Raw genomic sequence first — 11,409 nt, forward strand, 5'->3', positions numbered from 1 at the left:
CGGCCCGCGGCGCGGCGGGGCCGCCCTGGTGATCGGCCTGGTGGCCGGGGGACTGGTGGGCGTGCTGGTCGTGGCCGTCGTGGTGTTCGTCGCGCTCCGCGGCGACGGCGGGCGGCAGGAGTTGCGCGTCGGGCAGATCGAGGGCGGCGCCGAGGCCAGGATCGGCGAGGACGGCAGCCTGACCATGGCCCGGCCGGGTGTGGAGCGTCCCGTCGTGGAGATCTACGAGGACTTCGCCTGCCCTCCCTGCGGCAAGTTCGACCGCAGCAACGACCCCATGCTCAAGCAGCTGGCGGTCGCGGGGCGGGCCAAGATCGTCTTCCGGCCGATGGTCGTCTTCACGCGGGGCGTCGAGCCCATGTACGGCAACTCGCTGCGCGCCGCCTCCGCGCTGCGCTGCGTCAGCGACGGCTCGCGCTGGCTGTCGTACCAGGACGCCCTCTACAACCACCAGCCGGCCAAGGAGAGCAGCAGGGGCTACGAGATCTCCGAGCTGCTGTCGCACGGCGCGTCGGTGGGGCTGACCGACGACGCGTTCCGCCGCTGCGTGACCGGGCAGTCGCGTTCGGAGGACGTGCTGGCCGCCAGCCGCACCTACACCACCTCCCACGGCATCCAGGGCACCCCGTCGGTGCGGGTGGACGGCCGTGTCCTCGACAACACCGACATCCAGACTCCCGACTCCCTGCGGCGCGCGATCGAGGCCGCGAGCTGATCGAACGGCTAGTCTCCTCACGGCGGAGGGAGGTCGAGCACATGGCGTGGAGCTGGCGGCTGGAGAAGGCCGACGGCCTCGAGGTGGGCCGCTCGGAGGAGACGTTCACCACGCAGGCGGACGCGGAGACGTGGCTGGGGGAGACCTGGCGCGGCCTGCGCGAGGAGGGCGTCGACCAGGTCACGCTCCTGGAAGGCGAGTCGGTCGTCTACGGCCCGATGAGCCTGCACGAACCCGACTAGCGGCACCGGGGCCGTGGCGCCGCCCCCCGGGGGCGACGCCACGGCGCGCGGTTCAGGGACGGGTCTGCGGGCTGACCGTCTTGGCCGGGTCCCGCTCGACCACCGGGCCGAGCACGTCGTCGATGCGCTTGAGCACGTCGGCGTCCAGCTTCACCCCGGCGGCCTTCACGTTGTCGCGGACCTGCTCGGGACGCGAGGCGCCCACGATCGCCGACGACACGTTCGGGTTCTGCAGCACCCAGGCCACCGCCAGCTGCGCCATGGTCAGGCCCAGGTCGGCGGCGACCGGCTTGAGCTCCTGCACGCGCGACAGCACGTCGTCGGTCATGAGCCGCTTGACGAAGTTGGCGCCGCCCTTGTCGTCGGTGGCGCGCGACCCCTGCGGCGGCGGCTGCCCCGGCAGGTACTTGCCGGTCAGCACGCCCTGCGCGATCGGCGACCAGACGATCTGCCCGACGCCCTCCTTCTCGCACAGGGGCACGATCTCGCCCTCGATGACCCGCCACAGCATCGAGTACTGCGGCTGGTTGGACACGATGCGGTCGAACCCCATCTCGTCGGCGATCTTCAGCGCGCGGGCGATCTCGTCGGCCCGCCACTCCGAGACGCCGACGTACAGCACCTTGCCCTGCCGCACCAGGTCGTCGAACGCGCGCAGGGTCTCCTCCAGCGGCGTGGAGTGGTCGAACCGGTGCGCCTGGTACAGGTCGACGTAGTCGGTCTGCAGGCGGCGCAGCGACCCGTGGATCGACTCGAAGATGTGCTTGCGCGACAGCCCGCGGTCGTTCTGCCCGGGGCCGGTCGGCCAGTAGACCTTGGTGAAGATCTCCAGGCCCTCGCGGCGCTGCCCCTTCAGCGCCCGGCCGAGGACCTCCTCGGCGCGCGTGCCCGCGTACACGTCCGCGGTGTCGAAGGTGGTGATCCCCTCGTCGAGGGCGGCGTGCACGCACGCGCGCGCCGCGTCCTCCTCGACCTGGGAGCCGTGGGTGAGCCAGTTGCCGTAGCTGATTTCGCTGATCTTGAGACCGCTGCGGCCCAGGTGTCGGAACTCCATGTCTCCGACCCTAAACCCGATGATCACGCCCGGCGCCGGGCGGACGGAGGTCCCGGCGGACGCCGTGGTCCCGGTGAATGCCGTGGTTCCGGTGAACGCCGTCTCGTCCCGGTCAGACCTTGTCGCCGACCTTGACCTGGGGGGCGGGCATGCGCAGGCGGCGGATCTGCATGGCGCGCATCGCCGCGTACAGCCCCACGCCCCGGCGGTCCTCCTCGGGGAACCGCTCGGCGGCCAGCTTCTTGATCCGCATGCTGAGCCAGAGCCCCTCGATGAGCACCAGCGCCAGCAGCAGCGGCGGCGCGAACAGGACCAGCAGCCTGGCCCACACCACCGGCACCAGGCTGAGCATGACGATGGCCAGCATGCCGTACATCAGGTACGAGCCGACGGTGCGCCGCGAGTCGACGTAGTCGCGCGCGAGCCGCCGCACCGGCCCCTTGTCCCGCTTGAGCAGGTAACGCTCGTCGCCCTTGGCCATGCCCTCGCGCGCCTTGGCGCGCTCGGCGGCCTGCTTCTCGCGCATCCGCCGGTAGGCCTCCTTGCGGTTGGCCGGGGCGGTGAGCGGTTGGCGGCGCCGCTTCTCGGCGTCACGGCGCTTGGGAGTGGGACGCCCCTTGCCGCCGGGCTTGACTACTACCTGCGGAGGATCCTCGGGGGCTTCCTGGGTACGACGTCGGAACACGAGGATCAGCCTACCGGCTGCGAACATCGTGGCTGCCTCGCGCGTTAACGCGTAGGGTGATAAGAACCCCAGCAGTGGTCATTGAGCACAGTTTGTGACTGAGCACAGCACACGAAGGGACCGGCGCCGCGCGATGAGCGTGATGAAGCGAATGTCGATGATCTTCAAGTCCAAGGCGAACAAGGCTTTGGACCGTATGGAGGATCCTCGCGAGACCCTGGACTATTCCTACCAGCGCCAGCTGGAGATGCTGCAGAAGGTCCGTCGGGGTGTTGCCGACGTCGCGACCTCGCGCAAGCGGCTGGAGCTGCAGATCAACCAGCTGGAACAGCAGCACAACAAGCTCACCGAGCAGGGCCGCAAGGCGCTGCAGGTGGGCCGGGAGGATCTGGCCAGGGCCGCGCTGGAGCGGCGGGCCGGGCTGGACTCCCAGCTGAACGACCTGCGCGCGCAGTACGAGCAGCTGCAGGGCGAGGAGGAGAAGCTCACGCTCGCCTCGCAGCGGCTGCAGGCCAAGGTGGACGCCTTCCGCACCCGCAAGGAGACGATCAAGGCGACCTACACCGCGGCCGAGGCGCAGACCAAGATCAACGAGGCGTTCTCCGGCATCTCCGAGGAGATGGGCGACGTCGGCCTGGCCATCCAGCGCGCCGAGGAGAAGACCGAGACCATGAAGGCCCGCGCGGGGGCGATCGACGAGCTGCTGGCCTCCGGCGCGCTGGAGGACTTCTCCGGTCCCAAGGACGACATCCAGGCCGAGCTCGACCGCATGGGCGCCACCAGCGGCGTGGATCTGGAGCTGGAGCGGATGAAGGCCGAGCTGGGGCAGGGTTCGGCGCCCAAGCAGCTGAACCAGGGCACCACGCCCGCCGCGCAGCAGCAGGACGCCCCCCAGCAGGCCCAGCAGCAGACCCCCCAGCAGGCGCAGTACCCGCAGCAGCCCGGGGGTGGGCAGTGATCGTCCGCATCATGGGCGAGGGACAGCTCGACGTCGCCGACGACGACCTGCCCGCGCTCAACGACCTCGACAGCCGCCTGGAGTCGGCGATCGATTCGGGTGACGAGGAGACCTTCCGCGCCGCCCTGCACTCACTGCTGGACAACGTCCGCAAGGTCGGCACGGCGCTGCCCGCCGACAGCCTGGAGCCCTCGGAGCTGGTGCTGCCGCCGGTCGACGCGACCATCGACGAGGTGCGCGCCATGCTCGGCGACGAGGGCCTCATCCCCGGCTGACCCAGCGCCGGGGCCCGCCCCTCCCGCGGTCCTCCACGGGCCGCCGGCCCGGGGAGGGACGGGCGTCACACCTGCTCAGGGCACGAATGCGCCGCGTCGAACGTTTCCCACGATGGGGTTCCGGCGAGCCCGGGACACTCGTGACGACGGGAGCTGACGACGGGAGGGGGCCCGTATGGCGCGCACCCGCTACGCGACCGACCGGGGGTTGACGTCACGCATGGTCGTGACGATGTTCCTGCTCGGCCTGGTGTACGTCGCGTTCGTGACGGCGTTCTTCGCGATCGCGCCCAGCTGGGGACTGGTCGCGCTGGTGGTCGCGGTCGTGTTCCTGCTGGCCCAGTACTTCTTCTCCGACCGGCTGACGATGTTCGCCATGCACGGCCGGGTGGTCTCCCCGCAGGAGGCGCCGGAACTGCACGGCGTCATCGACCGCATCTGCGCCATGTCCGACGCGCCCAAGCCGCGCGTCGCCGTCGCCGACACCGACGTGCCGAACGCGTTCGCCACCGGCCGCAACCAGAAGAAGGCCGTGGTGTGCGTGACCACCGGCCTGCTGCGCCGCCTGGACCCCGTGGAGCTGGAGGGCGTGCTGGCGCACGAGATGTCGCACATCGCGCACCGGGACGTGGCGGTCATGACCATCGCCTCGTTCCTGGGCGTGTGCGCCGGGCTGATCACCCGCTTCGGGCTGGAGTGGGGGCTGTGGGGCGGGTTCGGCCGCCGCGACGGCGACCAGAACACCGGCCTGGTCCTGCTGATGGTGGTGCTGGTCAGCGCCGTGGCGTACGCGATCAGCTTCCTGCTCACCCGGGCGCTGTCGCGCTACCGGGAGCTGTCGGCCGACCGGGCGGCGGCGCTGCTGACCGGCCGGCCGTCCGCGCTGGCCAGCGCGCTGACCAAGGTGTCGGGCGAGCTGGCCCGCATCCCCAGCCGCGACCTGCGGGCGGCCGAGCCGTTCAACGCGTTCTTCTTCGCCCCCGCCTTCGCCAAGGGGTTCAGCATCTCCTCGCTGTTCTCCACCCACCCGCCGCTGGAGCGGCGGCTGGCGCAGCTGCAGCGGATCTCCGACCAGCTCGGCAGGGGGGTGTGACGATGGGGTTCCTGGACGCCCTGCTCGGCCGGTCCAAGCCGGTCAAGCCCGACCTGGACCGGCTGTTCGCGCTGCCGAACGCGGCGGTCACGCTGGAGGCGGCGGCCGGCTTCACCCCCACCGGGCTGGGCTCGGTGTGCTTCCGCGCCGCCGAGGGCGGGGCGTTCGCGCGGCTGCAGAGCGACCTGCGGGAGCTTCTCGACGCCGACGCGGGCCCCCGGGTGGAGGTGAGCACCGACACCTACGGCTACACCTGGATGCTGGCCCGGCACGCCCCCGACGAGCTGCCGGCGCTGGTCACCGACCTGCACGCGGTCAACTCCACCCTGGAGGCCAACGGCTTCGGGCCGCACCTGCTGTGCTCCCTGGCCGGGTTCCGGAGCCCGGACGGGCGGAGCCTGGCGCTGATCTACCTCTACAAGCGCGGCACGTTCTACCCGTTCGCCCCGCTGCCCGGCGAGAAGCGCGACAACGCCCTGGAACTGCAGGTGCGCGGGGCCGTCGGCGCCGACCTGCCCGTCGAGCAGGACCTGGGCCGCTGGTTCCCACTCTGGGGCGCCCCGGGTCTGTGACCCGCCCGGCTTATCATCGGGTCGCCTCCGGCTTGTGACCGCGACCCCCGGGGCGGAAGGGGCGACACCGTGCGCTGGGACCACATCCGCTACTGCGACGCCGCACAGAACGAGATGGAGTCGTTCGCCGCCCGTGTGCGGGACGCCGACCTCGACACTCCGGTGCCGACCTGTCCCGGCTGGTCGCTGGCCGACCTCGTCCGCCACCTGGGGCGCGTGCACCGCTGGGCGGGCGGCATGGTAGAACGCCGGGTCCAGCGGCGGGTGGGCGCCCGCGAGCTCGGCGTCGTGATCCCCGACGATCCCGCCGAGCTGCGGCCCTGGTTCGAGGAGGGCGCCGCCGCGCTGCTGCGCACGCTGCGCGCCGCCGACCCGGACGAGGCGATGTGGGCGTGGGGCGCCGACCAGCACGTGCGCTTCTGGGGCAGGAGGATGCTGCACGAGACCGCCGTGCACCGCTGCGACGCCGACTTGGCCCTCGGCGCCGGGACGGACGTCCCGGCGGACGTCGCCGACGACGGCATCACCGAGTTCGCCGCGAACCTGCGCAGCGCCGCCGCGTTCTCCCCCAAGATCGACAATCTGCGCGGCGACGGGACGGTGATCGCCTTCACCGCGTCCGACACCGGCACCCGCATGCTGCTGCGCCTGCTGCCCGACCGGTTCGCCTGGACCCGTACGGACCGCGGCGACGACGTCCGGGCCGACGCGGAGATCTCCGGCGCCGCCGGCGACCTCTACTTGTTCCTGTGGGGCCGGCGCCGCCTCGACGATCCGGGGATCAAGGCGCGCGGCGACGAGGCCCTGCTGACCCTCTGGACGGAGAACTCGGCGGTCTGAGAGGGGCGGGCGCGGGCCGGAGCGCAGCGACCGCCCGGCCCGCCCCCGCGAACGGCGTTACGGCAGCGCCAGCATCTGGTCGAGGGCGACGCGGGCGTAGTGCGCGGTCTCCGGGTCGACCTCGATGGGGTTGACGACCTCGTCCCGCGCCAGCGACTCCAGCGCCCACACCAGGTGCGGCAGGTCGATGCGGTTCATCGTCGAGCAGAAGCACACCGTGCGGTCCAGGAACATCACGTTCTTGTCCGGGTGCGCGTCGGCCAGCCGCCGCACCAGGTTCAGCTCCGTGCCGACCGCCCACGCCGACCCGGACGGGGCCGACTCGATGGTCTTGATGATGTACTCGGTGGACCCGATCAGGTCGGCGCCGAGGACGACCTCGTGCCGGCACTCGGGGTGCACGAGCACGTTCACGCCCGGAACCCGGGCCCGCACCTCGTCCACCGACTCCTTGCTGAACCGGCCGTGCACCGAGCAGTGGCCGCGCCACAGCAGCATCTTGGCGTCGCGCAGCTGCCCCTGGGTCAGCCCCCCGTCCGGGCGGTGCGGGTTGTAGACGACGCAGTCGTCCAGCGACAGGCCCATCTCCAGCACGGCGGTGTTGCGGCCCAGGTGCTGGTCGGGCAGGAACAGCACCTTCGACCCCTTGGAGAACGCCCATTCCAGCGCGCGCCTGGCGTTGGAGGAGGTGCAGACCGTGCCCCCGTGGCGGCCCACGAACGCCTTGATGTCGGCCGAGGAGTTCATGTAGGTCACCGGCACGACGTCGTCGGCCACGCCGGCGTCCTCCAGCACCTCCCAGCACTCCTCCACCTGGTCGAACGTGGCCATGTCCGCCATCGAACAGCCCGCGGCCAGGTCCGGCAGCACCACCCGCTGGTGGTCGGCGGTCAGGATGTCGGCGGACTCGGCCATGAAGTGCACGCCGCAGAACACCACGTACGGCGCCTGCGGACGGGCCGCCGCCTCCCGGGCCAGCTTGAACGAGTCGCCGGTGACGTCGGCGAACTGGATCACCTCGTCGCGCTGGTAGTGGTGGCCCAGGACGAACACCCGGTCGCCGAGCGCCGCCTTGGCGGCCCGGGCCCGCTCCACCAGGGCCGGATCGGAGGCGGGGGGCAGGTCGCCGGGGCAGTCGACACCGCGCTCGCTGTCCGGGTCCGCGCCCCGGCCCAGCAGCAGCAGCGGAAGATCACGCACGGGGGTGGTCACGACGCTCTCCCTCCTGCGACGGGCTTATCGTCGCTTTGACGACTAATAATCGCACAGATATCGGGCAGTAGAACCGGGCGGGGCGGGGTGTGACGCAGACCGCAGCCGGAACCGCCGGCCGGACATGTGTCACACCGGCGTCAGGCGGAATGACTACGGGCCGAGGTACGTTGTCCTAGGAACATCGAGGCGCGGAAGACTGACGCGACCCGTCTCGAGGACATGCGAGACAGCGCCGCGGGCGCGGCGAAGCGACACCCGGGAGCCACACACATGACGGTTTCAGGCGAGACCACGCAGGAGACCACGCAGCAGGGCGTCATCCTCACCGACTCCGCCGCCGAGAAGGCCAAGAGCCTGCTCGAGCAGGAGGGCCGTGACGACCTGGCGCTGCGTGTCGCCGTGCAGCCGGGCGGCTGCTCGGGCCTGATCTACCAGCTGTTCTTCGACGAGCGGCAGATGGACGGCGACCTGGTCCAGGACTTCAACGGTCTGGCGGTGCGGGTCGACCGGATGAGCGCCCCGTACCTGACCGGCGCCACCATCGACTTCGTCGACACGATCGAGAAGCAGGGGTTCACGATCGACAACCCGAACGCGTCGGGCTCCTGCGCCTGCGGCGACTCCTTCAACTAGGAGCCGCCCTCCGGCCGCACGGAGCGCGGCCGCGGTTCGCGCACGCTCTCCCGAGGGCCCGGACGGCCACGTCGTCCGGGCCCTCGCGTCTTCGGCCGTGCGGCGTCCGCGTCCCGGGACTGTGGCGCGAGCCGATCTCGTGATGCCATGGGCAGTAGTCTTGACCGTCCCGCGATCCCCCATGGGGTTGACGACAGCCGGACACACAGCCGGACGACACCACGAGGAGAGCGACGCCGTGCGCATCGCCGTGACAGGCTCCATCGCGACCGACCATCTGATGACCTTCCCCGGGCGCTTCACCGACCAGCTGCTACCCGATCAGCTCGATCGGGTGTCGCTGTCGTTCCTGGTGGACGAGCTGGAGATCAGGCGGGGCGGCATCGCCGCCAACATCTGCTTCGGCATGGGCAGCCTGGGCAAGGAGTCGATCCTGGTGGGCTCGGTCGGCGACGACTTCGCCGACTACCGGTCCTGGCTCGACCGGCACGGTGTGGACACCGCCTCGGTGCACATATCCGAGCTGCACCACACCGCCCGCTTCCTGTGCACCACCGACCAGGACCAGAACCAGATCGCCACCTTCTACGCCGGCGCGATGAGCGAGGCGCGCTCCATCGAGCTGCGGCCGGTCGCCGACCGGGTCGGCGGCCTGGACCTGGTGGTGGTCAGCCCGAACGACCCCGAGGCGATGCTGCGGCACACCGACGAGTGCCGCGCCCGCGGCATCCCGTTCGCCGCCGACCCGTCCCAGCAGCTGGCCCGCATGGACGGCGCGGACGTGCGCAGGCTCATCGACGGCGCCGCGTACCTGTTCAGCAACGAGTACGAGAAGGCCCTGGCCGAGGAGAAGACCGGCTGGTCGGAGCAGGAGTTCCTGGACCGGGTCGCGATCCGGGTGACCACCCTCGGCCCCAAGGGCGCGGTCATCGACCGCAAGGGCGAGGAGGGCCTGCACGTGCCCGCCACCCCCGTCGCCAAGGTCGTCGACCCCACCGGCGTGGGCGACGCCTTCCGCGCCGGATTCCTCACGGCCACCGCCTGGGGCCTGCCGCTGGAACGCGCGGCCCAGGTCGGCAACGTCATCGCCGCCTACGTCCTCGAGGCCGCGGGCCCGCAGGAGTACTCCCTGTCGACCTCCGCCTTCCTGGACCGCCTGGCCCAGACCTACGGCGACCCCGCCGCCGACGACGTCCGCCCCCACCTCAGCTGCCCGAACCCGTAAGACGCCGCACCGACGAACAGCGGCCCTCCCTCACGGAAGGGCCGCTGTTTCGCATCTACGGAAGGCGTCGCGAGAAAGAGCCCGCTCGCCGCCGCGCGAGCGCGGTCATAGGTGGGGCCGCGCGAGCGCGGCCATGGGTGGGGCCGCGCGAGCGCGGTTGATCAGTACGAGCGGCGGATGTGGAAGGCCCAGCCGCGCTGGAGGGTCTCCTCGCGGACGAACTCCTGCGACTTCATGCGGCACCAGGCGGGCACGTCGGTGCGGGCGGCCACGTCGTCGGCGAGCACCGCGATGATCTCGCCGACCGGGACCTCGCGGATCCGCTCGGCCAGCATGATGATCGGGATGGGGCACTTGCGGCCCAGCGCGTCGATGACCAGCGCGGGCGGGGGCCCGGCGGGGGCGGCCGGCGCGGCGGGGGGCTGCGGAGCGCGCTCGGCGGCGCGGCGGGAACGGCCCAGGAACCTCATGGGAGCGTCCGCCTCACTGTCGTGGTCGCGGGCGAAGGGGGCGAAGGGGGCGGGTGCGGGGTCATGGGCGTCACTCCACGCTTGCTCCGGCGGCCCGGCGCAGCCGGGCGACCGCGTCGGGCAGCACATGTAGGAACCGGTCGACGTCGGCCGCGCGCGCGTCGCGGGGCAGCGACACCCGCACGTTGCCATGGGTGATCACTCCCATCGCCTCCAGGACATGGCTGGGACGCAGCGTATCGGCCGTGCACGAGCTTCCCGACGAGACCGCGAAACCCAGGCGGTCCAGTTCGGTCAGCAGCGCCTCGCCCGGCACGTACAGGCAGGAGAACGTCACCAGATGCGGCAGCCGCCGCTCCGGGTCGCCCACCACCTGTACGTCTTCGATCGTACGCGGCACCCGGTCCCGGATACGGCCGATCAGCGCGGAAAGACGGGGCGCCTCGGCGGTCATCTCGGCGCGCAGCGCCGCCAGCGCGGCCGCCGCCGCCACCGCGCCCGGCACGTTCTCGAACCCGGGCACGCGCCGCCGCTCGCGCTCGTCCTCCGGCAGCGGTGAACGCCACCGCGTGCCCTTGCGGACGACGAGCACGCCCACGCCGGGCGGCCCGCCCCACTTGTGCGCGCCGGCGGCCAGCAGCGACCACCCCTCCGGCACGTCGACGCGGCCGGCCGATTGCGCCGCGTCCACGAACAGCGGCACCCCGGCGGCGCGGCACGCCTCGGCGGCCTCGGCGACCGGCTGCACCGTGCCGACCTCGTGGTTGGCCGATTGCAGGCAGGCCAGGGCGGTGTCCGGGCGCAGCGCCGCGGCGAACTCCTCCGGGTCGACGCGGCCGTGCCGGTCCACGCCCACGACGGTGACCTCGCCGCCGTCGCGTTCGTGCGACTCGGCCGCGTGCAGGACGCTGGAGTGCTCCACCGCGCTCACCACCAGGTGGCGGCCGGTGCGGCGGCGCGCCCGCAGCGTGCCGAGAACCGCCAGGTGCACCGCCTGCGTGCCGGACGCGGTGAACGACACCTCGTCCGGGCGCACGCCGAGCACGGACGCGACCTGCGCGCGCGCCCGGTCGAGCAGCATCCGCGAGGAGCGCGCCGCGCCGTACAGGCGCGCCGGATCCGCCCATCCCGAGTCGAGCGCGCCCAGCAGCGCCTCGCGCGCCGCCGGGTGCAGCGGCTCGCTGGACGCGGCGTCGAAATAGACCCTGTCGCGCGGGGCCGTTTCGAAGGTGCCCACGTCGGTGCCCACGTCGGATTCGGCCACTCCAGGAGCGTAACCGGGCACCCGATCGGGGGTTGGTGCGACCCTCGCGCTAATCTGTCCATCGCACGTGTGACAACTGACCTGACCGCCCGGAGGACCGGGCTTCATCTGTGGGGAAGGCAATCCGTGAGTCCGACCCGCTCTAGGGAGCGGCGTACGCCTGTGCGC

At 71.9% G+C, this 11,409-nt stretch carries 14 protein-coding genes; 9 read left to right on the forward strand and 5 right to left on the reverse strand.

What is annotated here, in order from left to right; all coding sequences use genetic code 11:
• Window positions 1-715: DsbA family protein (locus ABD811_RS31950; protein ID WP_344955226.1), on the forward strand; the 715-nt coding region annotated here is incomplete at its 5' end.
• A gap of 41 nt (window positions 716-756) precedes the next feature.
• Window positions 757-957, forward strand: coding sequence for a hypothetical protein (locus ABD811_RS31955; RefSeq protein WP_344955228.1), 201 nt, complete (start codon window positions 757-759; stop codon window positions 955-957).
• Window positions 958-1,009: 52 nt separating this feature from the next.
• Here ABD811_RS31955 and ABD811_RS31960 read toward each other — a convergent pair whose 3' ends face one another.
• Together ABD811_RS31960 and ABD811_RS31965 are read right to left on the reverse strand one after the other, a co-directional pair.
• Window positions 1,010-2,011, reverse strand: a complete 1,002-nt coding sequence (locus ABD811_RS31960; protein ID WP_344955230.1) for an aldo/keto reductase family protein — start codon at window positions 2,009-2,011, stop codon at window positions 1,010-1,012.
• A gap of 112 nt (window positions 2,012-2,123) precedes the next feature.
• A complete protein-coding gene (locus ABD811_RS31965; RefSeq protein WP_344955232.1) occupies window positions 2,124-2,696 on the reverse strand; it encodes a DUF3043 domain-containing protein in 573 nt (190 codons plus the stop codon).
• 133 nt (window positions 2,697-2,829) lie between these two features.
• Here ABD811_RS31965 and ABD811_RS31970 point away from each other — a divergent pair, with 133 nt between their 5' ends.
• From ABD811_RS31970 to ABD811_RS31990, 5 genes are all read left to right on the forward strand, one after another.
• Window positions 2,830-3,654: a PspA/IM30 family protein gene (locus tag ABD811_RS31970; protein ID WP_344955234.1), complete on the forward strand. Its 825-nt coding sequence runs from the start codon at window positions 2,830-2,832 to the stop codon at window positions 3,652-3,654.
• On the forward strand, window positions 3,651-3,929 hold the full coding sequence (gene pspAA / locus ABD811_RS31975) for a PspA-associated protein PspAA (protein WP_344955236.1): 279 nt from the start codon (window positions 3,651-3,653) through the stop codon (window positions 3,927-3,929). The genes ABD811_RS31970 and pspAA overlap by 4 nt, the downstream gene beginning before the upstream one ends.
• Window positions 3,930-4,104: 175 nt before the next feature.
• The gene (gene htpX / locus ABD811_RS31980) at window positions 4,105-5,022 is read left to right on the forward strand and encodes a zinc metalloprotease HtpX (protein ID WP_344955238.1); all 918 of its coding nucleotides are present in this window, start codon (window positions 4,105-4,107) and stop codon (window positions 5,020-5,022) included.
• A gap of 2 nt (window positions 5,023-5,024) precedes the next feature.
• The gene (gene pspAB / locus ABD811_RS31985; RefSeq protein WP_344955240.1) at window positions 5,025-5,594 is read left to right on the forward strand and encodes a PspA-associated protein PspAB; all 570 of its coding nucleotides are present in this window, start codon (window positions 5,025-5,027) and stop codon (window positions 5,592-5,594) included.
• 69 nt (window positions 5,595-5,663) lie between these two features.
• Window positions 5,664-6,434 (forward strand): maleylpyruvate isomerase family mycothiol-dependent enzyme, encoded by a 771-nt coding sequence (locus ABD811_RS31990; protein WP_344955242.1) that lies wholly within the window; start codon window positions 5,664-5,666, stop codon window positions 6,432-6,434.
• A gap of 57 nt (window positions 6,435-6,491) precedes the next feature.
• Here the strand turns inward: ABD811_RS31990 and nadA are convergent, their stop codons facing one another.
• Window positions 6,492-7,646, reverse strand: coding sequence for a quinolinate synthase NadA (gene nadA, locus ABD811_RS31995; protein ID WP_344955244.1), 1,155 nt, complete (start codon window positions 7,644-7,646; stop codon window positions 6,492-6,494).
• Between the two features lie 273 nt (window positions 7,647-7,919).
• Here nadA and ABD811_RS32000 point away from each other — a divergent pair, with 273 nt between their 5' ends.
• Together ABD811_RS32000 and ABD811_RS32005 are read left to right on the forward strand one after the other, a co-directional pair.
• The gene (locus ABD811_RS32000; RefSeq protein ID WP_344955246.1) at window positions 7,920-8,282 is read left to right on the forward strand and encodes a HesB/IscA family protein; all 363 of its coding nucleotides are present in this window, start codon (window positions 7,920-7,922) and stop codon (window positions 8,280-8,282) included.
• A gap of 238 nt (window positions 8,283-8,520) precedes the next feature.
• Complete coding sequence (locus tag ABD811_RS32005) at window positions 8,521-9,507, forward strand: carbohydrate kinase family protein (protein ID WP_344955247.1); 987 nt, start codon at window positions 8,521-8,523, stop codon at window positions 9,505-9,507.
• Window positions 9,508-9,668: 161 nt separating this feature from the next.
• On the opposite strand, the gene ABD811_RS32010 is transcribed toward ABD811_RS32005, so the two are convergent.
• Together ABD811_RS32010 and ABD811_RS32015 are read right to left on the reverse strand one after the other, a co-directional pair.
• The gene (locus ABD811_RS32010) at window positions 9,669-9,887 is read right to left on the reverse strand and encodes a sulfurtransferase TusA family protein (protein WP_425549485.1); all 219 of its coding nucleotides are present in this window, start codon (window positions 9,885-9,887) and stop codon (window positions 9,669-9,671) included.
• A gap of 160 nt (window positions 9,888-10,047) precedes the next feature.
• Window positions 10,048-11,214, reverse strand: coding sequence for a cysteine desulfurase family protein (locus tag ABD811_RS32015; protein ID WP_344955551.1), 1,167 nt, complete (start codon window positions 11,212-11,214; stop codon window positions 10,048-10,050).
• Window positions 11,215-11,409 lie beyond the last annotated feature (195 nt).

Source organism: Actinomadura miaoliensis (assembly GCF_039536785.1).
GTDB classification, from domain to species: Bacteria; Actinomycetota; Actinomycetes; order Streptosporangiales; family Streptosporangiaceae; genus Spirillospora; species Spirillospora miaoliensis.